Raw genomic sequence first — 23789 nt, forward strand, 5'->3', positions numbered from 1 at the left:
TTACGGCACGGGAATCGCGAATGGCACGCCGCCGGCAAATCTATGAAGGCAAGGCCAAGATCCTCTACGAAGGCCCTGAACCCGGCACGCTCATCCAGTATTTCAAGGACGATGCGACGGCGTTCAACGCCCAGAAGAAGGGCACGATCAGCGGCAAGGGCGTGCTCAACAACCGGATTTCCGAGCATGTCTTCACATTGCTCGGCAATATCGGCGTACCGACCCACTTCATCCGCCGCCTCAACATGCGCGAGCAGCTGATCCGCCAGGTCGAGATCATCCCGATCGAGATCGTGGTGCGCAACGTCGCCGCCGGATCGCTCGCCAAGCGGCTGGGGATCGAGGAGGGCACCCAGCTGCCCCGCACGATCATCGAATATTATTACAAGGACGATGCGCTCGGCGACCCGATGGTCACCGACGAGCATATCGCCTGCTTCGGCTGGGCGAGCCAGGAGGAGATGCACGACATCTCCGACATGGCGATCCGGGTGAATGATTTCCTCACCGGGCTGTTCGCCGGCATCAACGTCCGCCTGATCGACTTCAAGCTGGAATTCGGCCGGGTCTACGAGAATGATTTCGCGCGCGTGATCCTCGCCGACGAGATCAGCCCGGACGGTTGCCGGCTGTGGGACATGACCACCAACGAGAAGCTCGACAAGGATCGCTTCCGCCACGATCTCGGCGGCGAGGTCGAGGCCTATCAGGAAATCGCCCGCCGGCTCGGGCTGCTGCCCGAAGGCGCCGAGAATGCCGTGCTCGACATGGAAAGCCACCGCAAGAAGCGGGGCCAGTAAGCCTCTCGATCCGGCCTCCCCTCACTCCGTTCGCCCTGCGCCTGTCGAGGGGCTGCTTTTCGCGCCTCGCCGCGGAACAAAGCAGGCGGGACAGGGCTTCGACAGGCTCAGCCCGAACGGAGTTTTGGTTTGGCGATCGCCCCTCCCAAGGATGTCCCCACCCGCGAGGCGATCCAGATCGTGCGGGTGCTGTGCATCCTGGGCATCGTCTACGTCCACGCCTGGACCGGGCTGACCGCCGAGCAGATCGCCGCGCTCGACCAGACCCCGCAGGGCCTGTTGCGCTGGATCCTGATCGAGCTGGTCGGGCGCAGCGCGGTGCCGCTGCTCGGCGCGATCTCCGGCTGGCTCTCGGGGCCGTCCGCCGCCAAGCGCGGCTATGGCGCCTTCGTCAAGGTGAAGGCGCGCACCGTGCTGGCCCCGATGATCCTGTGGAACCTGATCGCGCTGGCGCTGGTCAGCGGATCGGCGCTGGCCTTCGCCCTGCCCGCGCCGGTGCCGGCGAGCGTGAAGGAGGCGCTCGACTGGATCGGCTGCATCACCCAGCCCAATCCGATCAACGTCCAGATCAGCTTCCTGCGCGACCTGTTCCTGTGCATGTGCGCGGCGCCGTTGCTCACCCGCCTGCCCGATCGCTGGCTGTGGCTGCTGTGGGCGATCACCGCGGCATGGTCGATCTCCAACCTCCAGCTCTATCTGCTGCTGCGCCCGCCGATCCTGCTCTTCTTCCTGTCGGGGATGCTGGCGCGCCGCCATGCCGTCGCCGAGCGCATCGCCCGCTGGCCGGTGCTCGGCTGCGTGATGCCCTATCTGCTGCTGATCCCCGGCAAGGTGGTGCTCGGCAGCCAGGATGACGACTGGCTGAAGGCGCACGCCATCTTCGGCAACGCGATCGATCTGCCGATGCGCTTCGCCGCCGCGCTGGCGATCTGGCGGATCGCGCTGGCGCTGGTGCCGACCCGCACCGGCCGGCGGATCATCGGGCTGGAGCGCTACGCCTTCCTGCTCTTCTGTAGCCATCTCGTGCTGATCTGGCTGCTCGGCCCGCCGATCGGGCTGGTGACCGGCCGGATGGGCGCGCCCGGCTACATCCCCTTCCTGCTCCTCCAGCCGCTGCTCGCACTGGGCGCGACGATCCTGCTCGGCCGCGCGCTGGAAGGGGTCTCCCACCCGCTCGCCAAGATATTAAGCGGCGGCCGGCTGGACGGCGTGCGACCTCAGACCTTGCCTCGGCGCGCGCCTTCGGCCAAAGGGACCGCGAAACCGGATCCCGGAGCCTAAGTCATGAAAACCCGCGTCATCGTCACCCTGAAGCCCGGCGTGCTCGATCCGCAGGGCAAGGCCGTCCATCATGCGCTCACCGGCCTCGGCTTCGGCGGCGTCGAGGATGTCCGCATCGGCAAGATCGTCGAGCTCGATCTCGCCGACGGCACCGACGACGCCACGATCGAAGAGATGTGCCGCAAGCTGCTGGCGAACACCGTGATCGAGAATTTCCGGATCGAACGTCCCTGAGGGAGAGTGCGCCATGAAAGCCGCCGTCATCGTCTTCCCCGGTTCCAATTGCGACCGTGACCTCTCCGTCGCCTTCCGCGACATCACCGGCCATGAGACCGTGATGGTCTGGCACGGCGAAGCCAGCCTGCCCGATGGCCTCGACATTATCGGCGTGCCCGGCGGCTTCTCCTATGGCGACTATCTGCGCTCGGGCGCGATGGCGGCGCGCTCGCCGGTGATGCGCGCGGTGGCCGATGCCGCCGCGAAGGGCGTCGCCGTGCTGGGCGTGTGCAACGGCTTCCAGGTGCTGACCGAGACCGGCCTGCTGCCCGGCGCGCTGATGCGCAACGCCGGCCTCAACTTCGTCTGCCGCGACGTCGAACTGTCGGTCGCCAACAGCCAGACGATGTTCACCAGCCGCTATGACGATGGCGAGCAGATCGTGATCCCGGTCGCCCATCATGACGGCAACTACTTCGCCGACGATGCGACACTCGACCGGATCGAGGGCGAGGGCCGCGTCGCCTTCCGCTACGCCGGCGAGGTCAACGGATCGGCGCGCAACATCGCCGGCATCGTCAACGACGCCGGCAACGTGCTCGGCATGATGCCCCACCCCGAGCGGATGATCGAGGCGGCGCACGGCCGCACCGACGGCCGCCGCCTGTTCGAGGGCCTGGTCGCAGCGCTGGCGTAACCGCCTGCGTCACACCTTCGCGCGGAACGGTGAGAAGTCGGTGTCGGTGTCGAATATGTCGACGCCCTCGGCGCGCTTGAGGAAGCCGACGACCAGATAGGTGACCGGGGTCAGCAACACCTCCCAGCCCACCTTCATCGCCCAGTTGGTGACCATGATCGTCAGCACCAGCCCGTGGGTGAAGCCCGGCGCATCCCAGAAGGCGAGCGGGTAGAAGATCAGGCTGTCGACGCCCTGCCCGAACACGGTCGAGCTGACGGTGCGCGTCCACAGATGCTTGCCCTTGGTCCACACCTTCATGCGGGCCAAAACGAACGCATTGACGAACTCGCCCGCCCAGAAGGCGCAGATGCTGGCGAGCACGATCCGCCCGGTCTGCCCGAACACCGTCTCATAGGCGGCCTGGTTGCCCCAGCCGTCAGCGGGCGGGAGATGGACCACCACCCAGGTCATGACGGCGAGGAACAGCATCGCTGCGAAGCCGGCCCACACGCAGCGCCGCGCGCGGGCATAGCCATAGACCTCGGTCAGGATGTCGCCGAGCAGGTAGGAGAGCGGGAAGAACAGGATGCCGGCGCCGAATTTCAGGCCGAACAGGGTCGCCGCCTTGTCCGCCCCGATCACGTTGGAGAGCAGCAGGATCGCGACGAAGGCTGCCATCACGACATCGAAATAGCGGAAGCCGCCGCGCTCGACCGCGCCTGCCTCGACCGGCCGCAGCCGCTGTTCCGTATCCGTCATGACCCCACAGTATCGCGGTTTCGCGTTCGCGCAATCCGCGCTAAGGGACCGGCCGGGCGCCCGTAGCTCAGCTGGATAGAGCACATGCCTTCTAAGCCTGTGGTCGTTGGTTCGAATCCAACCGGGCGCGCCATTTCCGATTGTCATGAGACCGCGAGAGGCGATGGTCGCCTGGCCCACCGCCGTTCACTTTGTTCTTGACTTGTTCTAACCTATCTGGTACATGATTCGCCACGGATTCGGAAGGTGAGGCGATATGCGTGACCCCCATTCGACCACGACGCACAGACGAATACCGATGGAGCAATTTGGCCGATATCTGCGGACGGGCCTGTGGACTCGGTCCGACGAGGATATCGAACGGAAGTTCAATCCTTGGCATGATCCAGCCACGGGGCAATTCACCTTCAAAGGCGGTGGGGGCGGGTCCGGCGGCGGTGGCGGTGCGTCGGCAAGCTGGCAGAGCGGCGGTTTTACCGGCGGTGGAGGTGGTGGTCCCTCGTTCGGCGGCGGCGGCGCGTCGGCAAGCTGGAAGCTGTCTGCATCGGAGAAGACGGCCCATTCCCTTCAAGGGAAGCCGCCAGGCGTAAAAGCCCCCTCTACCGCCGTGCAGGCCGCAATCACCGCCAATACACCAGCGAACCATATCGTCATCCGCAACGGCTATTCCTATACGCTCGATCCATCCGGCAGGACGATGTCAGTGACCGGGACGCTGAGCCTCACCTCCGGCCTGCAACGCTCGCGCAGCGCACAGGCGGCCGCAGGTGGCAGCGACAGGCTCGCGACCGACGATGGCGGCCATTATGTCGCCGCCCGCTTCAACGGCCCGACCGACTCGTTCAACCATTTCGCGCAGGACGCGAACTTCAACCGCGGCGGCTATCGGGTATTGGAGAACAAATGGGCGAAAGATATCAAGGCCGGCGAGCGGGTCTATGTCTCGATCACGCCGTCTTATCGTGGCTCTTCGCGGCGACCAAGCGGGATCAGCGTCGTTTACTCCGTCAACGGACAACGTGGTTCCCGGCTATTCACCAACAGCTCGAAGGGAAAACCCCATGGCGCATGAGGCGGCTGCACAACTGAACGCCATCGGGAACCTGCTGGCAATGGATACCCAATATCCTCTCGACGGCACCTTCCTTTACGTCGAGGCAGATTGGGGATGGGCGGATATATCGATCTTCAAGGATCTCGGCGCGAGCCTGCTCTGGAGAGATCCGATGGACGGACTATTCGAAGCCTTGCTTGATCTGCGGGAGGCGGAGGCGTCCGACAAGCGCTGGTCGACGATGCAGTACCGCATCACGGGCGACAGGTTCGATGCCGCCTTCACCTATGAGCCGCTCGATTCTGAGGAGTCGACCATCGATCGTCGCGCGATCATCCTGCGGCAGCGCTACGGCAACAAACAGGTGGTGTATCCGCCGCTGCCATAGTCGGGACTTCCTCGCACGCGCGACAACGACATCAAGCCACTGGACGTCGCTCGGCACGAACGGCCTTGTGACACGCCCGATGATCCCATGATCGTGGCGCCCGTCACCGGAAAATGGGGCGCTCCGTCCGCCACTTGCACCAATCCCACCCCCGGCTCCCCATCAGGAGCCGGGGAACGCCGCCCGGTCGAGCCGGCCGGTCGCGCGCAGCAGCGCTGCCTGCGCGATCAGCAGATCCGCCTGGTTGCGGGCCAGCGACAGCTGGGCGCCGCGCAGGCTTTCGTCGGCGACGAGGATGTCCAGCGTCGAGCGCAGCCCGAAGGCATATTCGGCGCGCACCCCCTTCAGCGCGACGTCGGCCGCCGCCACCGCCTGCGTGTTCGCCGCGGCCTGGGTGCGGGCGCTGATCACCGCCGCCCATGCCGCGTTGGTCGAGCGGATCGACTCGCGGCCGGCGGCCTCGCTGTCGAACTGGGCGGCGCGATAGTCCGATCGCGCCTGGCGCACCTGCGAGGCGACCAGCCCGCCCGTGAGGATCGGCACGTGCAGCGTCACCCCCGCGATGGCTGCGCTCGGAAAGTCGCGGTCGCCCGCGCCGGCCACGCGGACATCATAGCCATAGCTGCCGCCCAGCGAGAGGCTGGGCGCGCCATTGGCCCGCGCACCGTCGATCCGGGCAGAGGAGGCCTCGACCATCCGCTGGCTCTGGCGGTAGAGCGGATTGCCGGCGAGCGCCCTCGTCTTCGCATCGTCCAGCGTATCGGGCAGCCCGGCCAGCGTCGCGGGCGCGGGCGCCAGCGTGCCCGGATCATTGCCCACCGTGGCGCTATAACTCGCCGCATCGGTAGCGAAGGCCGCCTGCGCGTCCGCCAATGTCGCCTGCGCAGAGGCATGTTGCGCCTCCAGCCGGGCGACGTCGGTGCGGGTCGAGGTGCCGAGCTTGAAGCGCGCCCGCGCCTCCGCCACCTGGTTTTCGAGCAGCGCGATATCGGCCTTGGCAATATCGACCGACTGCTGATCGTAGAGCAGGTCCGCATAGGCCTGCACCACGGCTTCGAGGATGGCGGCGCGGCTATCCTGCACGCCTTCCTCGCCGGCGGCGACGTCGCCCTGCGCGGCGCGCACCGCCGACTTCACGCGATTGCCCGTCCAGATCGGCAGATCGGCCGACACCGTGCCGCTGCCGCCGCGACCATAATTGAAGCGGTCATAGCCCGCCGCCCCGTCGGCCGCAGCGCTCAGCCGGCCCGCCGCCCGCGCCTGATCAACGCTCTCGGCCAGCGCATCCTGCCGCGCCTGCGCCGCGCCCAGCGTGGGGTTGGTGGCATAGGCCGCGTCGATCGCCGCGGACAGCGTCTCGGCATGGATGGGCGCCGCGAACGCCGTCGGGGCGAGCCCGAGCAGCAGCCCTGCGATGATCGCACGCTTAGTCATGGCGGAGCGCCCAGGCCGGGGCGGCGCGGGCGGCGCGCAGCGATTGGGCGAGCACGGTGAGCACCGCGATCGCCAGCGCCAGCACCGTCGCCGCGACGAAATAGAGCGGCGAGAGCGCGATCCGATCGTCGAAGCCGGCCAGCCAGGTCCGCATCGCGAAGAAGGCGAGCGGCCAGGCGAACAGGTTGGCGATCAGCACCGGCCGCAGGAACTGGCCGACGAGCAGCCTGACGATATCCCGCGACGAGGCGCCGAGCGTCTTGCGGATGCCGATCTCCCGCGTCCGCCGCGCGGTGTTGAACGAGGCCAGCCCCCACAGGCCGACGCAGCCGATCGCCACCGCCAGCACCGCACCGATGGTGAAGAGGTTGGTCGCGTGATCGTCCTGCCGGTAATAGGTGGCGAGGTTCTGCTCGGCGGTCTTGGCCTGGAACGGCACTTCGGGTGCCTCGGCGCGCCACGCCGCCTGCGCCGCCTCGGTGATCGCCTTGGGATCGCCGACGAAGCGCAGCATCGCGATGGCGGAGTCCGGATCGCGCGGCACGAACTCGTACATGGTCGGGGCGATCGGATTGCGCGGGTCATCGAAGCGCATGTCGTCGATCACCCCCACGATCGTCCGGGTCGGGCTGGTCGGCGTGACGAAGGTGCGGCCGATCGCGGCTTGCGGCGACGGGATGTGAAGCGCGGTCAGCGCCTTGCGATTGATCACGATGTTGTACGGCTTGACGAAATCATTGCCGATATCGGGATTGATGTCCGCCGGATGATCGAGGCTGAACAGCCGGCCGGCGAGCAGATGCGCGCCGATCACATCGAAAAAGCCCGGCGTCGTCTGGAAGAAGCGGAGCGACGCGCCCTTGCCCTCGACGCCCGGCACCTTGATCTGGGTTTCCGAGCGGAAGGAACCCGGCCCCGGCGCATTATTGCCGACCGACACGGCGGAGACGCCGGGCAGGCCCGCGAAACGATGGATGATGGCATCGCGCTGGGCGTTGTTCAGGCTCGAATTGCCGAGCGACGGGACGAGCATCAGCCCTTCCCGCTGATAGCCGACATCGGCCCCGCGGACATGGCGGGTCTGCGCGTAGAGCACCATCGTGCCGATCACGAAGGCAATGGCGATGGCGAACTGGGCGACGACCAGTCCTTCCCGCACCCGTGTGCCGGCACGACCGCCACCAGGCGATCGCGAGGAGGCGAGCACGGCGGCGGCCGGAAAACGCGCCAGCACGATCGCCGGATAAAGGCCCGCGATGAAACCGACGAGAATGACCAGCACCACCAGCGGCAACAACACGCCGTCGGCACCGAAATATTCCAGCTTCAGCGATATACCGGCCGCCGCATTGATCAGCGGCAGGCCGATCTCGGAGAGCGCGAGGCCCAGCAGGCCGGCCAGTGCCGTGGTGGCGACGGCCTCGCCGACATAATGGCGGGCGAGCGTGCCGCGATCGGCGCCCAGCACCTTGCGCATCGCCACTTCGCGTGCGCGCAGCCCGGCCCGCGCCGTCGCCAGATTGACGTAGTTGACGATCGCGATCAGCAGGGTCAGCAGGCCGACCAGACCCAAAGTGGCATCCGACAGCTTGCGGCCCTTGGCGTTGAAATGGACATCGGTGATCGGCTCGATCTGGAAACTGACCTTGATGCCCTGATCGTCGGCGGTCTCGCTTTGCGCATGGCGGGCCGCCACCTGGCCCAATTGCCCCTGGAACCGGCGCGCCGCAGCGGCATCTGGCAGGCGGACATAGGTCCAGGGATTGAAATAATTCCACTGATGGCTGGATTTATAGTCCGGAGAGGCCGGGTTCTGATCGATCACCAGCCGGGCCAACATATCGAAATGGAGATCGGTGTTAGCAGGCAGATCGTGCGCGATCGCCGTAACGCGGTAGAGCTTCACCTTGCCCTCTGTGCTCACCGGCAGCGTCTTGCCGATCGCGTCGCCACCCGGAAAATATTTGTTGGCCGCCGTTTGGGTCAGCACGATCCCTGTCGGATCGTCAAAGGCATGATCCAGCGTGCCCGACACCATCGGCACCGCCAGCACCTTGCTGAAATCGGGATCGACCAGCCCCAGATTCTCGCGAATGCCAAGGCCGTTCTTCACGACCGTGGCATCGGCATCATAGATTCGCGTGCCGATGGTGCCGGGAAGATCCTTCGATACCGCCGTCCAGAAAGCGACCGGGCCGTTCTCGCTCAGGCGGTTGTCGCCCGCGAAACTGTCCAGCTGGGAACGAACGAGATAGATCTGGCCATGGTTCGGCAGCCATGTCTCGTAGCTGGTCTCGAAGCGGACATAGAGGCCGAGCACGAGGAACACGGCAATGCCGACTGCCAGCCCGCCGATATTGAGCGCGGCGTAGAGCTTGTGGCGGACGAGGGATCGGTAGAAGCCGATCAGCGCGAAGCGGTTCATGGGCGGGTCTTCCTCAGATCGCGCGGGCGACGGACGAGACGATGCGCCCGTCGAGCATGTCGATGCGGCGGCGCGCGATGTCGGCGTGGCTGGGCGAGTGCGTCACCATCACGATGGTTGCGCCATCGGCGTTCAGGCTGGTCAGGATGTCCATCACCTGCGCGCCATTTTCGGTATCGAGATTGCCGGTCGGCTCGTCGGCGAGGATCAGCTTCGGCGCGCCGACGATCGCGCGGGCGATCGCCGCGCGCTGCTGCTGGCCGCCGGAGAGCTGGTGCGGGAAATGGCGCGCGCGGTGCGAGATGCCGACCCGGTCCATCGCCGCCGCCACCCGCTCGCGCCGGTCCCCCGATGCGACCTTGCGATAGGCGAGGCCCAACTCGACATTCTCCTGGATGGTCAGCTCGTCGATCAGGTTGAAGCTCTGGAACACGAAGCCCAGCGTCTCGCCGCGCATCTTCGCCAGCGCCGCCTCGTCCAGCTTGGCGAGATCGCGATCGCCGAACAGATATTCCCCGGAACTCGGCCGATCGACCGTGCCCAATATGTTGAGCAGGGTCGATTTGCCGCAGCCGGACGGCCCCATGATGGCGAGGAATTCGCCGGCGGCGACATCCAGGTTGATGTCGGCGAGCGCCGTCGTCTCGACCTCGTCGGAGGCGTAGCGGCGCTGGATGGAGGCAAGTTTGATCAGGGGACGGATCATCGGGATGTCCTTCAGCGGATGTTGAGCGTGTCGCCCTTGATGGCGGCGGTGTTGGAGGTGACGATGCGGTCGCCGGGGGCGAGGCCGGAGAGGATTTCCGCCTGCTCCGCGTTGCGACGGCCGACCTTGATCGCGCGCCGGGCGGCATGGCGGCCGGACGCGTCGAGGACGAAGGCCGAAGTGCCGCCGCCGCTGTCGAGCCAGCCGCCGACCGGGGCGACCAGCGCGCTCTGCGTCGCGCCGAGCGTCACGCGGACGTCCATCGTCTGGCCGCGGTTGAGTCCATCCGGCGCCTTGCCCTGGAAACCGAGCTCGATGCGGAAGCGGCCATCGGTGACGGCGGGCAGCACCTTGGTGACGACCAGCCGGACCTCGCCGTCGCCGCGCGCCTGCTGGCCGACCGCGACGCGGCCGAGATAATATTCGTCGACATCGGCGACGAGCTTCCACGAGCCCTCCGAGTCGACCTGGCCGGCGGGATCGCCCGGTTTCAGCGTCTGCCCCGGCTGGATGGTGAAATTGGTGAGCCGCCCGGCGACCGGCGCGCGCACCACCAGCGCATCGAGGCTGGCCTGCACCGCGGCGAGATTGCCCGACAGCCGCGCACGGGTATCGGCGAGCCGCCCCGCCTGGGTGCTCGCAATGCCGTTTTCGGAGGATTCGCCGGCCTTGAGCTGGGCGAGCCGCTTCTGCTGATAGTCGGCCGCCTCGCTGTAGCTGGCGACGCCGGCATCGGAGACGAAGCCCTGATCGTGGAGCTGCTGCTGCACCGACAGGTCGCGCTTGGCCTTGATATAATCATAATTGGCCGACGCGGTCTGTGTCGCGCGATCGAGCCGGCTGCGCTGGAGCGTGAGATCGTCGCCCGACACGCTGCCGAGCTGGCTGGCGATGGTCGCCTCGCGGGTCAGCACGTCGAGCTTGAGGGTCGGGTTGGCGAGCGTCGCCAACGGCTGCCCCGCGCCGACCATCGACCCATCCTGGACCAGCAATTTCTCGACCTGCCCGCCGGACAGCACGCCGACGAAGGTCGTCACCGCCGGCGCGACCGTGGCGCGCACCGGCAGATAATCGGCGAACGGCGCGCGCGAGACGGCGCCGCTCTCGATATCGGCGGATGCGATATCGGTCGATCCGCTGGCCGGGATCAGCCACCACAGCGCGAGGGCCGCCACGATCACCGCCGCGACGATGGCGATCGGGCGCCAGTGCCGGCTGCGCCGGGGCTTCTCGACACGGCGGTCCATCGCGGCCCCGCTGATCGCGGGCGTTTCGTTCGCATCAGAGGTCGACATGAATATCCTGTTGGCTGGGCAGCGCCGGCTTCGCACCGGCGGCCGGCAAAGGCAGGGAAAGATCGGGGCAGAAGCCGGCCCACTGTCCGCTGGCGGACACCCTGTGTCCGCTGGTGGACAGTGGACCGGCGATCGGCCTCAATTCGACGCCAGCTGGACGGCCGGGTTCACCAGCATCGAGAGTTGCACGGCGACATCGCGATCGGCCTGCGCGATCGCCTGGGCGCGGCACTGCGCTTCCGCGATCCACTCCTGGCTCTGCCTCGTATCGCAGACCTGCGAGGCGGCGCTATGGATGCGGCGCTCGAGCAGGGCGCGGCTGGCGGCATCGGTGGCGGCCGCCGGATCGACCGACAGCCTGATCTGGGGCGCGGCGACGACGGCGGCATTGGCCGTGCCCGGCGTGGCGAAGGCGACGATGCCGGCGGTGAGGATGACGCTGGCGGCGGCGGAAACGGTGTTGGTCCAGAAGGTACGCATGATTTCGTCCTTTCTTCCTGTCCGGCGGGGTGCCGGTATCGAAGAGAACTATGCAGGCTGCGTGCCAACTTCGGAAAATGCCGGAAATCCGCCATTCCGCAAACCGTCTGCACCCCGGTGGACACGATCGGGCAGCGCCGACTGTCCGCTGGCGGACAGCGGGACGTCCGCACACGGACATTGGCACGGAATTTGATTGCGGGGAGGCGGGATCTTGCGGGAGAGAGTTCGGAATGCAGCGCGCCAAACCCTATGAGCTGTGCCTGGTCATCGACGACGACGAGGACATCCTCTTCGCCGCCAGCCTGGTCATGCGCCAGCTGTTCGCCGACGTCGCCACCACGACGTCGCCGCAGGACGGGCTGGAGACGATCCGGTCGCGCGCGCCCGACGTGATCCTGCTCGACGCCAATTTCGCGCGCGGCGCCACCGACGGCGCGGAAGGCTTCGCCTGGCTCGGCAAGATGCTGGCGCTCGATCCCGATGCCGCGATCGTGCTGATCACCGCGCATGGCGGGGTGCAGGTCGCGGTCGAGGCGATGAAGCGCGGCGCGACCGATTTCGTCACCAAGCCCTGGTCGAACGAGCGGCTGCTCGCCACCGTCCGCACCGCCGCCGCGCTGCGCCGCTCGCGCCGGGAAACGGCGGGTGAAACGGGGGGCGAGGCCGGAACCGGGAAGGCCAAGGCGCGGGCGATCGCCACCCCTGCCCCGTCCAGTCCGTTGCTCGGCTCGTCGCCAGCGATGGCGCGCGTCCATTCGCTGATCGAGCGCGCCGCGCCGACCGACGCCAATGTCCTGATCCTCGGCGAGAACGGCACCGGCAAGGAGCTGGTCGCGCGCGAACTGCATCGCCAGTCGCGCCGCGCCGGCGGGATCATGCTGTCGGTCGATCTCGGCGCGGTCGCCGAGAGCCTGTTCGATTCGGAGCTGTTCGGCCATGTGAAGGGCGCCTTCACCGATGCGCGGGGCGATCGCGTCGGTCGCCTCCAGGCTGCCGACGGCGGCACCCTGTTCCTCGATGAAGTGGGCAATCTGCCGCTCCATCTCCAGCCCAAATTGCTGACCGCGCTGGAGCAGCGCCACGTCACCCCGGTCGGCGCCAACCGCGCCGTGCCGATCGACGTGCGGATCATCTCCGCCACCAACCTCTCCGCCGAGCAGCTGTCCGACGAAGCGCGCTTCCGGCAGGATCTGCTGTTCCGGCTCAACACCGTCGAGATCATGCTGCCGCCGCTGCGCGAACGGCGCGAGGATATCCCGCTGCTGCTCGCCCATTTCCTGCACGATTATGCCCGCAAATATGACAAGCCCGCGCGCGCGATTCCCGCTGCGGTGATGGCGGAGCTGGTCGCCTATGACTGGCCGGGCAATGTCCGCGCGCTGCGCCATGCCGCCGAGCGCGCCGTGATTCTCGCCGAAGGGCCGGCGCTCACCATCGCCGACTTCCCGCTGCCGCGCGCGGCCAGCGTGGACAAGCCCCGTCTGGCGCCGGCCGCATCGGCCGGCATCGGCGACGGCGACCTCAATCTCGAACGTGCCGAACGCGACCTGATCGAGCGCGCGCTCAAGAAGCATGGCTACAACATCTCCAACGCCGCCGCCGAACTGGGCCTGACGCGCGGGACGCTCTATCGGCGCATGGAGAAATATGCGCTCTAGCGGCCGCTTCGTCGTCGTCGTCGGCGGCTATCTGGCGATGCTGACGGCGGTCGTGCTGCTGCTCGCGTGGCTGCTGCCGCAACCGGGCTTCGCCGCCACCAAGATCCTGCTCGCGCTCGGCGCCGCGATCCTGCTCTGGCAGCTATGGCGCCAGACGCAGCGGACCAACATCGCCATCGCCCGCTTCGTCTCGGCGCTGGAGCATGGCGATCTCGCCCAGACCTTCCGCACGCTCGGCCAGGGCACCGGCTTCGACGAGCTCGGCACCGCGCTCGATCAGGCCTTGCGCCGGCTGCGGCAGGACCGCGCCGCCGATGCCACCGAGAACCGCTTCTCGGCCGCGCTGGCGGACGAAGCGCCGACGCCGCTGCTGACCATCGACCCGGCGGGCACGGTGCGGCTCGCCAACAAGGCGGCGCGGCGGCTGTTCGGCGGCGGCGACGGCCGGCGGACGGCGGAGTTCGATCGCTATGGCGCGGGCGTCCCGGCTGCGCTCGACGCGATCGTGCCCGGCGAGCGGCGAATGTGTCGCATCCGGGTGGGCGAGCTCAACGAGCGCACGACCCTTGCCTGCACCGGCTTCGATCGCGGCGACGAGCACTGGCGCATCGTCTCGGTGCAGATCATCCAGGGCGAACTCGACGCCGCCGAGATCGCCACCCAATCCGATCTGGTCCGCGTGCTGACCCACGAGATCATGAACTCGATCACCCCGGTGACCTCGCTCGCGGCGACCGCGGCGGGGCTGATGGTCGCCGCCGATCGCGGCGACGATCCGGCGATCGGCGATGCCCGCATGGCGGTGGAGGCGCTGGCCAAGCGCGCGCAGGGCATTTCCCACTTCGTCGATTCCTATCGCGAGTTCAGCACCGCGCCGGCGCTGACGATGACGCGCTTCGCGGCGAAGCCGTGGCTCGATCAGCTGGGCCGGCTGTTCGCGGCGATGCCGCAGGCCTCAGGCGTGGCGATCGCGCTCTCCGTCCAGCCCGAGACGCTGGAGCTGCACGCCGACATCGACCTGCTCGCGCAGGTCGTGCTCAACCTGCTCAAGAACGGCGCGGAGGCCAGCGCGCACGCGCCGACGCCGCGCGTCCAGGCCATGATCGGCCAGACCGTCCAGCGGCGGACACGGATCGTCATCGCCGACAATGGCCCCGGCATCGACGACAAGCTGGCCAAGGACATCTTCCTGCCCTTCTTCACCACCAAGCGATCGGGGACCGGCGTCGGATTGAGCTTCGCCCGGCAGGTGGTGCTGCTCCACCACGGATCGATCGACGTCACCCGCGGCGCGGACGGCGGCGCCCAGTTCGAGATCCTGATCTAGCGCGTCGGTATAGCCATGTTCCGTTCGTCCCGAGCGCAGTCGAGGGACAGGATGCCAGCATGGCGTGTGCAGCGCGTACCTCGACTACGCTCGGCACGAACGGCTCCGATGAAACGCGCGATGTTTTCGCCCCGGGCGGTTCAGTCCACGACCCGCCACGCCAGCGTCTCGCCGGCATGGAAGGGCACCACCGCCGTAGCACCTTCGCCGATCAGGTCGGGCACGGCGGTGCCGCTGCGCTCCAGCGTGACGGTGCCCTCGTTCAGCGGCAGGCCGTAGAAGCGCGGGCCATGCTCCGAGGCGAAGCCCTCCAGCCGATCGAGCGCGCCATCCTCGTCGAACACCTGCGCATAGCTTTCGAGCGCATAGGGCGCGTTGAAGATGCCGGCGCAGCCGCAGGCGGCCTCCTTGCGGCCGACGCCGTGCGGCGCGCTGTCCGTACCCAGGAAGAATTTCGGCGAGCCCGACACCACCGCGCGGCGCACGGCGAGGCGGTGCTGCTCGCGCTTGGCGACGGGCAGGCAATAAGCGTGCGGCCGGATGCCGCCGTCGAAGATCGCGTTGCGGTTGATGATCATGTGCTGCGGGGTGACGGTCGCGGCGATCTGCGGGCCGGCGCCCATCACGAAATCGGCGGCTTCGGCGGTGGTGATATGCTCCAGCACGATCTTGAGCGCGGGATAGTCGCGCACCAGCGGCGCCAGGATGGTCTCGATGAACACCGCCTCGCGATCAAAGATGTCGACATGGCGATCGGTCACCTCGCCATGGATCAGCAGCGGCATCCCGATCCGCTGCATCGTCTCCAGCACGTCGGTCAGCTTGCGGATGTCGGTGACGCCATGGGCGGAATTGGTGGTGGCGTGCGCCGGGTAGAGCTTGCAGGCGGCGAAGGCGCCGCTTGCATAGCCGCGCGCGATCTCGGCGGCGTCGGCGCCGTCGGTGAGGTAGCAGGTCATCAGCGGGGTGAAGCCGCTGTCGGCCGGCAGCGCGTCCATGATACGGCCGCGATAGGCCTCGGCGGCGGCGATGCTGGTGACCGGCGGGGTGAGGTTGGGCATCACGATCGCGCGGGCGAACTGGCGCGCGGTGAAGCCCGCCACCGCATGCAGTATGTCGCCGTCGCGCAGGTGGACATGCCAGTCGTCGGGGCGGCGGATCGTGATACGCTGAGTCATGGCGCCGCTCTAGCCAAAGGACCGCGCCACCGCCAGATGTCAGGCTCGCCCGTTCAGGCGACGCCCGGCCACAGTCCATCGACCGCCGCATAGAGTGCCCGGAAGCGCCCCTGCTTCTCGCGCATCCGCTCGACCAGCGCCGGATCGGGATCGACCCGCGCCGTCATCGCCGGCGGCGTGCAGACCTCGGCGATGCCGCCGTCGCCCGCCGCCAGCCGGCCGAGGCGCGCCGCACCCAGCGCCGGGCCGATGTCGCCACCCTCCCGCCACAGCAGCGGCCGTTCGAGCGCGGCGGCGATCACCCGCCCCCACGCATCCGAGCGCGATCCGCCGCCGGCCATGCTGATCTCCTCGATCGGCGTGGTCGCGTCGGTCAGCGCATCGAGGCCGTCGCGCAGCCCCATCGCGACGCCCTCCAGTACCGCGCGCGCCAGCTCGGCCTGGCCGGTGGCGCCGGTCAGCCCGAAGAACACCCCCTGCGCCGCCGGATTGGCATGCGGGGTCCGCTCGCCGGACAGATAGGGGAGGAACAGCAGGTCCGATCGCTCGTCGGCCTTCAGGGACAGCTCCAGCAAAGCCGGCACGTCGCGCAGCCCGGTCAGCGCCACCCCCCAGTCGAGGCAGGATGCGGCCGAGAGCATTACCGACATGCGATGCCAGCGATCGGGCACGGCATGGGCGAAGGCGTGGACGGCGGCATCGGGATCGGGCCGGAAGCCCTCGGTGACGGTGAAGATCACGCCCGAGGTGCCGAGCGACAGGAAGGTCTGCCCCGGATCGACCACGCCGAGGCCGACCGCGCCGGCCGCATTGTCGCCGCCGCCACCGGCGACCGGCACCGGTTCCATCCCCCAGCGCGCCGCGACCTCGGCCGACAGCGTCGCGGAGGCCGCGCTGCCCTCGCACAGCGCCGGCATCATTGCCTCGTCCAGCCCGCACGCGGCCAGCATTGCCGGCGACCAGCGCCGCTTGGCCACGTCCAGCCACAGCGTGCCGCTCGCATCCGACATGTCGGAGATCTTCTCGCCGGTCATCCGCAGGCGCACCCAGTCCTTGGGCAGCAGCAGGGTGCGGATCGCGGCGAACAGATCGGGTTCGTTCTCGCGCAGCCACAGCAGCTTCGGTGCGGTGAAGCCCGCCAGCACGGCATTGCCGGTGATCTGCGGCGTGCGCGGCTCGATCCGCGTCAGTTCGGCGCATTGCGGCTGCGAGCGCCCGTCATTCCACAGGATCGCCGGGCGCAGCACCCCGTCGTCCGCGCCCAGCGCCACCGCGCCGTGCATCTGCCCCGACAGGCCGATGCCGCGCACCTTCCGGCGCAGCCCCGCATCAAGATCAGCGACCGCCTGCTCGACCGCCCGCCACCAATCCGCCGGCGCCTGTTCGGACCAGAGCGGATGCGGCCGCGAGACGGTGAGCGGCGCCACCGCCTGCCCGGCAATCGCGCCATCCTCGCCCAGCAGCAGTGCCTTCACCCCGGACGTGCCGATATCGATGCCGAGATACATGCTTCCTCTTTCGCTTTTCTTGGCCCAGTTTCTCCATGAAACGCTTCCAGGGCACTTTGAGCCATAAGCGGCGTTCAACAGGAACAATAATCGGGAGAGTCTATGATGGCGGACACGGCAAGTGGCAGTCCGGGGACGGAACCATCGCTCCTCAATCCGGCGTTGCTCGCCTGTATCGTCACCGCCGCATTGGCCGGTCTGCTGTTCGGCTTCGACACCGCCGTGATCTCCGGCACCACCGATGCGCTGACCAAGCAATATCATCTCGATCCGACCTGGCTCGGCATCACCGTCTCCTCCGCGCTGTGGGGCACCTTGGTCGGCGCGCTGTTCGCCGGCATCCCCGGCGATCGCTTCGGCAGCCGCGACACGCTGCGCGTGCTCGCGCTCTTCTATGTGGTCGCCGGCCTCGGCTGCGCCTTCGCCTGGAGCTGGGGTTCGCTGATGGCGTTCCGCGTCATCGCGGGCCTCGCGGTCGGCGGCTCGTCGGTGCTGGCGCCGGTCTATATCTCGGAGATCGCGCCGCCGTCGAAGCGCGGCGGACTCGTCGCCGCGTTCCAGTTCAACGTCATCTTCGGCATCCTGCTCGCCTATATCTCGAACGCGATCATCGCCTCGCTGCATCTCGGCGCGGACGAGTGGCGCTGGAAATTCGGTGTCGCCGCGGTGCCCGCCCTGGTGTTCATGCTGCTGCTGTTCCGCATCCCCAACAGCCCGCGCTGGCTGGTCGGCCGCGGCGAGGAGGCGCAGGCGAAGCAGTCGCTCGCGCAGATCGGCATGAAACCCGCGCAGGTCGAGCGCGAGATCGGCGAATTCCGCGACAGCTTCGCGAGCGACCACCAGCGCGGCGGCGAACAGACTGGCGGCGAAAAGCTGTCCTGGTCGCGCCACGCCAAGCCGATCATGCTGGCGGTGATGGTGGCCGGCTTCAACCAGCTGTCGGGCATCAACGCGCTGCTTTACTATCTCAACGACATCTTCACGGCGGCCGGCGGCGCGCTCTCGCCGGATATGCAGGCGATCATCATCGGCGTCGTCAACGCCGCCTTCACCGCGCTCGGTATGCTGCTGATCGACCGGCTCGGCCGCAAGACGCTGCTGCTGATCGGATCGGTGGGCATGGCGGCGTGCCTCGCGGTCGCCGGGCTGGCGATGGGCGGCATCCTGCCCAAGCCCCTGGTGCTCTACGCGCTGATCGGCTTCATCGCCTTCTTCGCGCCGAGCACCGGCGCGGTGATCTGGGTCTATATCAGCGAGGTGTTCCCGACGCCGGTGCGCGGCCGCGGCAGCGCGATCGGCGCCTCCACCCATTGGGGCCTGAACGCGGTGATCGCGGCGATCTTCCCCACCGTGGCGGCGATGTCGGCGAGCCTGCCCTTCCTGTTCTTCGCGGTGATGATGGCGGTGCAGTTCGTGGTGGTGCTGGTCTATTTCCCCGAGACCAAGGGCGTGCCGCTGGAAGAGATGGAGAAAAAACTCGGCGTGTCGATGCGGTGATCCGGGTCGGCGATCTCCAATGATCGTCATCCTGAACTCGTTTCAGGATCCCCGCACCTCTTGGCGTTACGCGCCTGCCGAGGCGGGATGCTGAAACAGGTTCAGCATGACGGACGGGGACGAAGGCCCGCTCAGTCCGTTGGCGACGCCCGATGCTGATACGCGCAAGGCATGAACGAAGAGACGAAGGGCGACGCCATCCAGCGCCGCCCTCCCCGCCGATCAGCGCAGCTTGGCGCTGAGCGAGACGCCGATGATGCGGGGATCGTTGTAGACGCCCGCCATATAGTTATCGATCACGCCCTTGAGGTTCTTCTCGTTGGTGATGTTACGGGCGAACACCGCCAGCTCATAATCCTTGAGCTGGTAGCCGACCTTGAGGCCGCCTTCGAAATTGCCGCTCGAGGAGAATTCCTTGGCCTTGTAGGCGACATAGCTGGTGTAGCCCTGGATGTTCCAGTCGGTCGCGACGAACGCCTTGCCGGGGCCGATCGGCAGGTCGTAGCGCGCGGTCAGGTCGACATTATATTTCGGCGCATTCGGCAGCGGATTGCCGTTGATCTGCGCGAACACGTTCGAGCCGACCTTCACCGTCGGATTCTCGACGGTGCAGACCACCACGCCGTTGAGCGCGCAGACCTGCGCATAGACATTCTTGTCGTCGATCTCGGTGTGGAGCAGGCTGAGCCCGGCGGTCAGCGTCAGGTTGCGAACCGGGCGCACTTCCGCCTCGGCCTCCATGCCGTAAGCCTTGGCCTTGTCGGCGTTGAACAGCACGCCATTGCCATTCTCGTCATTGCCGTTGAGCTGGATGTCCTTCACCACATAGGTGAAGCCGGTGACGTTCAGGCGCAGGCGGTTGTCGAAGAAGCTCGACTTGATGCCGCCCTCGTAGGAGGTGTTGGTTTCCGAGTTCGCGGTGGTGAAGTCGGAATTGAACACCGCCGACCGGCCCTGGATGGTCGGCCCGCGGAAGCCGCGCGCGATGCGGCCGTAGAGGCTGACATTGGGCGTGATCTCGTAGAGCGCGCTGACGTCCCAGCTCGGCTTGGTGTCGGACAGGCGCACATAGGTGCGGCCCTTGTAGGTCGAGACGTTGGCGATCGAATTGGCGGTCTTGAGCAGCCGCGTCTTCTTGGTGTCGTTGGTCTCGCGCACGCCGCCGGTGATCGTCAGCCGGTCGGTCAGCTTGTAGCTGGCCTGGCCGAAGATGCCCCATGAGGTGTTGACGTCGTGCAGCAGCACCCAGTTGTTCGGGTTGTGCAGGGCACCGTTCAGGAAATAGGCGCGCTGATCGAACTCGGTATGGTCGCGCGAGTCGAAATAGATGCCGCCGACCTGCCATTTCAGGCGACCGTCATTGTCGCTGGCGAGGCGGACCTCCTCGGTCAGCTGGCCGAGGCTGCGCAGCCGGCCCTGCGACTCGCCATAGCCGTTGGGCGCGCCGCCGACCGGATAGTCGCTGGCCGCGCCGCCATCGGTGTCGCCCCGGCTATAGCCGTGGCTGGTCTCATAGGCGGTGATCGAGGTCAGCTTCACGCCGCCGAAATCATTGGCGACGTTGAGCGAGCCGCCATAGGTCCAATAATGCTGCGGGTTGCCGTCGCCCTCGTCGAGCGCGACCTTGCTGCGATCGAAGTCGGCGGGCACGGCGTTGGTCCCCTTCACGATCGACTGGCGGTAGAAGATCGTCGAGGTGCCGGCATAATCGCGGGCATGGCCCGAGGCCAGGATCGAGAGATTGTCGGTCGGCGTCAGCAGGAACTGGAGGCGAACGTCCCGCTCGTCGAAGCCGCCGAGCGCGTCCTTGCGGTTGGTGCGGGTGCCGTCCAGCGACGTGCCGGTGTACGTGTTGTCCACCCAATTGTCGCGATGCTGGTAGAGCGCGGACACGCGGAAGGCGAGCTTGTCGGCGATGATCGGGCCGCCGACGCCGGCATCGATGTTCACCGTGTTGTAGCTGCCATAGGTCGCGCTGGCGCGGCCTTCGAAATCCTGGGTCGGCTTCATCGTGTCGAACTTGATGATGCCGGCGGTGGTGTTGCGGCCGAACAGCGAGCCCTGCGGGCCGCGCAGCACCTCGACCTGCTGGATGTCGAACGCCGGGTTCGACTTCAGCACGACATGCTCGAGGACGACATCGTCCTGGATGATCGACACCGGCTGCGAGGCGCCGAGATAGAAATCGATGTTGCCGAGGCCGCGGATGTAGAAGCGCGGGAAGATGCGGCCGGTCGTCGATTCGACGTAGAGGCTCGGCACCCGGCCCGAAAGCGACAGCAAGGTGTCGTCGCCGCCCGCCTGGAAATCGCGCAGGCCCGCGCCGCTGATGACGCCGACCGAGATCGGCACCTTCTGGAGATTTTCCGAGCGGCGCTCGGCGGTGACGACGATCTCTCCGAGCTGCGCACTGGAGGCGCCGGCGGCATCGGCCGGCGCGCTATCCTGGGCATGAGCGGAAGATATCAAGGCGAACGCGCAAGTCGCGGCGGCCGCAAGCGCGGCCGCGCGGATCGATGGATTGGACACTGATTACCCCTTTAGTTCTCCGCCACTTGGATATGGCGGATGCCCTGCCGACGCCCGTGCCCGGATTTCATGACGGGTTCGTGGCGGAATGCGGCCAAGAGAAGGCAGAACACGATCGGCGCCCACCCGACTTCGATCGGGCCGGATCGGACAGGATTGCCACAGCCCCGACCCTAACCGGCCCGCGCCCTAAGAACGCTATTGCGAATGCTTCTCATTCCATATAGGCGACGCGCCGAATACGATATCCAAGGGATGACATCATGTTGAGATCGATCGCGCGTGCCCCCCTCCTCGCCGGAGCCGCCACCGCGCTGTTGATGCCGTTCGCGGCCGCCCATGCTGCCGACACTGTCGCCGATACCGCCGCCGATGCCTCGGCCGTCGCCGGCCCCGATGCGAGCGAGATCGTCGTCACCGGCGACAAGCCCGCCACCGTCGCGTCGGCCGCCACCAAGACCAGCGCGCCGATCCTCGAGACGCCGCAGTCGATCAGCGTCATCGACGCCTCCGAGATCAAGGATCTCGGCCTCCAGAATCTCAACCAGGCGCTGCGCTACGTCGCCGGCGTGACCCCCGAGACGCGGGGTGCCGGCGCCGAGGTCTACGACCAGTTCACGCTGCGCGGCTTCGATGCGCCGGTCTTCCTCGACGGGCTCAAGGAGTTCACCAGCGCGAGCGGCTATGCCTCGCAGCAGGTCGACGTCTCGCGGCTCGACCGGGTCGAGATCCTCAAGGGCCCGTCGGGCGCGCTCTATGGCCAGTCGGGCCCGGGTGGGCTGGTCGACGAGCAGAGCAAGCTGCCGCTCGATCGCGCCTTCTATGGTGCCGTCTCGGGCACCTACGGCAATTACAGCCTCTATCGGGTCGATGCCGATGTCGGCGGTCGGGTCGGGCAGAATGTGCTGTGGCGCCTCTATGGCAGCGCCAACGGTGCCGACACCCAGCAGACCTACGGCACGCGCGCGCGGCAGACCATCTCCGGCGCGGTGACGCTCGGCTCCGGTTCGTCGACCAGCTTCACGGTGCTCGGCAATTATTCGCACGATCCGCGCAACGGCAATTACAGCGTCGAGCCGACGCTGGGCACGCTGGTCACCAACCCGGCGGGCAAGATCCCGACCAACTTCTACGGCGGCGAGCCGGGCGACTATTTCAGCCGCTCGCAGGCCAGCCTCACCTATATCTTCAAGCATGATTTCGGCAGCGGCTGGGCGTTCCGCTCCTCGGGCCGCTATCAATATGTGAAGAGCGACCTGGGCATCGTCTACACCGGCGGCACCCAGTCCGACTATTATAGCGGCGCGGCCGCGAGCACCGCGCCGACCGACTATAGCCGCTACTCCTACGCCACGCGCGAGCAGCTCAACGACTGGACCTTCGACAACCAGCTGACCGGCAGCTTCGATACCGGCCCGCTCCACCACAGCATCCTGTTGGGGGTCGATCGCCAGGTCGCGCATTCGAACGAGCTCTATGCGTTCGGCGGTGCCACCAGCATCGATCCGTTCGATCCGGTCTACGGCACGATGGCCACGCCCGCGAACCCGTATCAGGTGCTCACCTATGCGGGCGTCGGCTATGGCGACCCCTCGCGGGCCGAAACCCAGACCCGCCAGCAGGGCGTCTATGCGCAGGACCAGATCTCGGTCGGCGATCTGCGCGTGACGGTGAGCGGCCGGCAGGACTGGGCACGCGCGCAGTCGACCGTGACGACCGCCGGCGTGACGACCACCACGCTCCAGCACGACCACAAATTCACCTACCGGGTCGGCGCGCTGTACGTCACCAAGATCGGCCTGGCGCCCTATGTCAGCTACTCGACCTCGTTCGAGCCGCAGGCCCAGCAGCTCGCGGGCGGCGGCCTCGCCAAGCCCTCCTTCGGCAAGCAGATCGAGGCGGGCCTGAAATATCAGGTGCCCGGCACGTCCATCCTCGTCACCGGCGCCTGGTTCCACATCGACCAGACCAACGTCGTCGAGAGCAACCCGATCACCTTCCTCGCCTATCAGGCCGGCAAGGTGCGCTCGCGCGGCGTCGAGATCGAGGCCAGCGCCCCGCTGCCCTATGGCTTCAACACCAAGATCGCGTTCAGCCGCCAGAGCGTGAAGGTGCTCGAGAACAGCGCCGATCCGAAGTCGGTCGGCCAGGGGCTCGACGGCGTCGGCCGCGGCGGCATCACCGCCTATCTCGACTGGTCGCCCAAGTCCGGCCCGCTGTTGGGGCTGACCGTCGGCGGCGACGTCCGCCATGTCGACAGCGTCTATGCCGATTTCTACCAGTCGCCGGCCGATTATGCGGCCGGATCGTCGGGCACGGCGCTGCGCACCCCCGCCGTCACCCTGTTCGACGCGCTGATCCGCTACGATCTCGGCAAGGCCAATGCGCGGCTCGACGGCGTCACCGTCGGGATCAACAGCACCAACCTGTTCGACAAGAAGTATCTGACCAGCTGCCTCGCCCAATATGGCTGGTGCTGGTACGGCCAGCGCCGCACCGTGCAGGGCACGATCGGCTTCAAGTTCTGACCGACCATTCCGGCCCGCTTCGCAGCGGGCCGGACCCTCCCGAA

The 23789-nt window shown here is 67.4% G+C and carries 19 protein-coding genes and 1 tRNA gene; 11 read left to right on the forward strand and 9 right to left on the reverse strand.

Annotated elements, in window-relative coordinates:
• Positions 1-20: 20 nt before the first annotated feature.
• From purC to purQ, 4 genes are all read left to right on the forward strand, one after another.
• Positions 21-800: a phosphoribosylaminoimidazolesuccinocarboxamide synthase gene (gene purC / locus PBT88_RS19000; protein WP_270076859.1), complete on the forward strand. Its 780-nt coding sequence runs from the start codon at positions 21-23 to the stop codon at positions 798-800.
• Positions 801-929: 129 nt separating this feature from the next.
• The gene (locus PBT88_RS19005) at positions 930-2081 is read left to right on the forward strand and encodes an acyltransferase family protein (RefSeq protein WP_270076860.1); all 1152 of its coding nucleotides are present in this window, start codon (positions 930-932) and stop codon (positions 2079-2081) included.
• A gap of 3 nt (positions 2082-2084) precedes the next feature.
• A complete protein-coding gene (purS, locus tag PBT88_RS19010; protein WP_270076861.1) occupies positions 2085-2315 on the forward strand; it encodes a phosphoribosylformylglycinamidine synthase subunit PurS in 231 nt (76 codons plus the stop codon).
• Between the two features lie 13 nt (positions 2316-2328).
• Positions 2329-2994 (forward strand): phosphoribosylformylglycinamidine synthase subunit PurQ, encoded by a 666-nt coding sequence (purQ, locus tag PBT88_RS19015; RefSeq protein ID WP_270076862.1) that lies wholly within the window; start codon positions 2329-2331, stop codon positions 2992-2994.
• A 9-nt stretch (positions 2995-3003) separates the two neighbouring features.
• Here the strand turns inward: purQ and PBT88_RS19020 are convergent, their stop codons facing one another.
• On the reverse strand, positions 3004-3735 hold the full coding sequence (locus PBT88_RS19020; RefSeq protein WP_270076863.1) for a queuosine precursor transporter: 732 nt from the start codon (positions 3733-3735) through the stop codon (positions 3004-3006).
• 56 nt (positions 3736-3791) lie between these two features.
• Between PBT88_RS19020 and PBT88_RS19025 the strand changes: the two genes are divergently transcribed.
• The 3 genes from PBT88_RS19025 to PBT88_RS19035 all read left to right on the forward strand — a co-directional run bounded on the left by PBT88_RS19025 (position 3792) and on the right by PBT88_RS19035 (position 5177).
• Positions 3792-3868 (forward strand) — tRNA-Arg (locus PBT88_RS19025).
• A gap of 123 nt (positions 3869-3991) precedes the next feature.
• The gene (locus PBT88_RS19030; RefSeq protein ID WP_270076864.1) at positions 3992-4807 is read left to right on the forward strand and encodes a DNA/RNA non-specific endonuclease; all 816 of its coding nucleotides are present in this window, start codon (positions 3992-3994) and stop codon (positions 4805-4807) included.
• Positions 4797-5177, forward strand: coding sequence for a hypothetical protein (locus PBT88_RS19035; protein ID WP_270076865.1), 381 nt, complete (start codon positions 4797-4799; stop codon positions 5175-5177). The genes PBT88_RS19030 and PBT88_RS19035 overlap by 11 nt, the downstream gene beginning before the upstream one ends.
• Positions 5178-5339: 162 nt before the next feature.
• On the opposite strand, the gene PBT88_RS19040 is transcribed toward PBT88_RS19035, so the two are convergent.
• The 5 genes from PBT88_RS19040 to PBT88_RS19060 all read right to left on the reverse strand — a co-directional run bounded on the left by PBT88_RS19040 (position 5340) and on the right by PBT88_RS19060 (position 11517).
• Positions 5340-6611 carry a TolC family protein gene (locus PBT88_RS19040; RefSeq protein WP_270076866.1) on the reverse strand — a complete coding sequence of 424 codons (1272 nt, stop codon included), beginning with the start codon at positions 6609-6611 and terminating at the stop codon, positions 5340-5342.
• The gene (locus PBT88_RS19045) at positions 6604-9036 is read right to left on the reverse strand and encodes an ABC transporter permease (protein ID WP_270076867.1); all 2433 of its coding nucleotides are present in this window, start codon (positions 9034-9036) and stop codon (positions 6604-6606) included. Before PBT88_RS19045 ends, PBT88_RS19040 begins: the two co-directional genes overlap by 8 nt.
• Positions 9037-9049: 13 nt before the next feature.
• Positions 9050-9742 carry an ABC transporter ATP-binding protein gene (locus PBT88_RS19050; protein WP_407696478.1) on the reverse strand — a complete coding sequence of 231 codons (693 nt, stop codon included), beginning with the start codon at positions 9740-9742 and terminating at the stop codon, positions 9050-9052.
• A gap of 11 nt (positions 9743-9753) precedes the next feature.
• A complete protein-coding gene (locus tag PBT88_RS19055; protein WP_270076868.1) occupies positions 9754-10989 on the reverse strand; it encodes an efflux RND transporter periplasmic adaptor subunit in 1236 nt (411 codons plus the stop codon).
• 186 nt (positions 10990-11175) lie between these two features.
• The gene (locus PBT88_RS19060; protein WP_270076869.1) at positions 11176-11517 is read right to left on the reverse strand and encodes a UrcA family protein; all 342 of its coding nucleotides are present in this window, start codon (positions 11515-11517) and stop codon (positions 11176-11178) included.
• Positions 11518-11750: 233 nt separating this feature from the next.
• Here PBT88_RS19060 and PBT88_RS19065 point away from each other — a divergent pair, with 233 nt between their 5' ends.
• Positions 11751-13178 carry a sigma-54-dependent transcriptional regulator gene (locus tag PBT88_RS19065; RefSeq protein ID WP_270076870.1) on the forward strand — a complete coding sequence of 476 codons (1428 nt, stop codon included), beginning with the start codon at positions 11751-11753 and terminating at the stop codon, positions 13176-13178.
• Positions 13168-14505 carry a sensor histidine kinase gene (locus PBT88_RS19070; protein ID WP_270076871.1) on the forward strand — a complete coding sequence of 446 codons (1338 nt, stop codon included), beginning with the start codon at positions 13168-13170 and terminating at the stop codon, positions 14503-14505. Before PBT88_RS19065 ends, PBT88_RS19070 begins: the two co-directional genes overlap by 11 nt.
• Before the next feature lie 140 nt (positions 14506-14645).
• Here PBT88_RS19070 and pyrC read toward each other — a convergent pair whose 3' ends face one another.
• Both pyrC and xylB read right to left on the reverse strand, forming a co-directional pair.
• Positions 14646-15683 (reverse strand): dihydroorotase, encoded by a 1038-nt coding sequence (gene pyrC / locus PBT88_RS19075; RefSeq protein ID WP_270076872.1) that lies wholly within the window; start codon positions 15681-15683, stop codon positions 14646-14648.
• A 53-nt stretch (positions 15684-15736) separates the two neighbouring features.
• Positions 15737-17191: a xylulokinase gene (xylB, locus tag PBT88_RS19080; protein ID WP_270076873.1), complete on the reverse strand. Its 1455-nt coding sequence runs from the start codon at positions 17189-17191 to the stop codon at positions 15737-15739.
• 105 nt (positions 17192-17296) lie between these two features.
• Here xylB and PBT88_RS19085 point away from each other — a divergent pair, with 105 nt between their 5' ends.
• Positions 17297-18688: a sugar porter family MFS transporter gene (locus PBT88_RS19085; RefSeq protein ID WP_270076874.1), complete on the forward strand. Its 1392-nt coding sequence runs from the start codon at positions 17297-17299 to the stop codon at positions 18686-18688.
• Between the two features lie 222 nt (positions 18689-18910).
• Here the strand turns inward: PBT88_RS19085 and PBT88_RS19090 are convergent, their stop codons facing one another.
• On the reverse strand, positions 18911-21217 hold the full coding sequence (locus PBT88_RS19090) for a TonB-dependent receptor (protein ID WP_270076875.1): 2307 nt from the start codon (positions 21215-21217) through the stop codon (positions 18911-18913).
• Positions 21218-21480: 263 nt separating this feature from the next.
• Here PBT88_RS19090 and PBT88_RS19095 point away from each other — a divergent pair, with 263 nt between their 5' ends.
• Positions 21481-23745 carry a TonB-dependent siderophore receptor gene (locus PBT88_RS19095; RefSeq protein WP_270076876.1) on the forward strand — a complete coding sequence of 755 codons (2265 nt, stop codon included), beginning with the start codon at positions 21481-21483 and terminating at the stop codon, positions 23743-23745.
• The last annotated feature ends 44 nt before the right edge of the window (positions 23746-23789 follow it).

This window comes from Sphingomonas abietis (assembly GCF_027625475.1).
In the GTDB taxonomy this organism is placed as follows: domain Bacteria; phylum Pseudomonadota; class Alphaproteobacteria; order Sphingomonadales; family Sphingomonadaceae; genus Solisphingomonas; species Solisphingomonas abietis.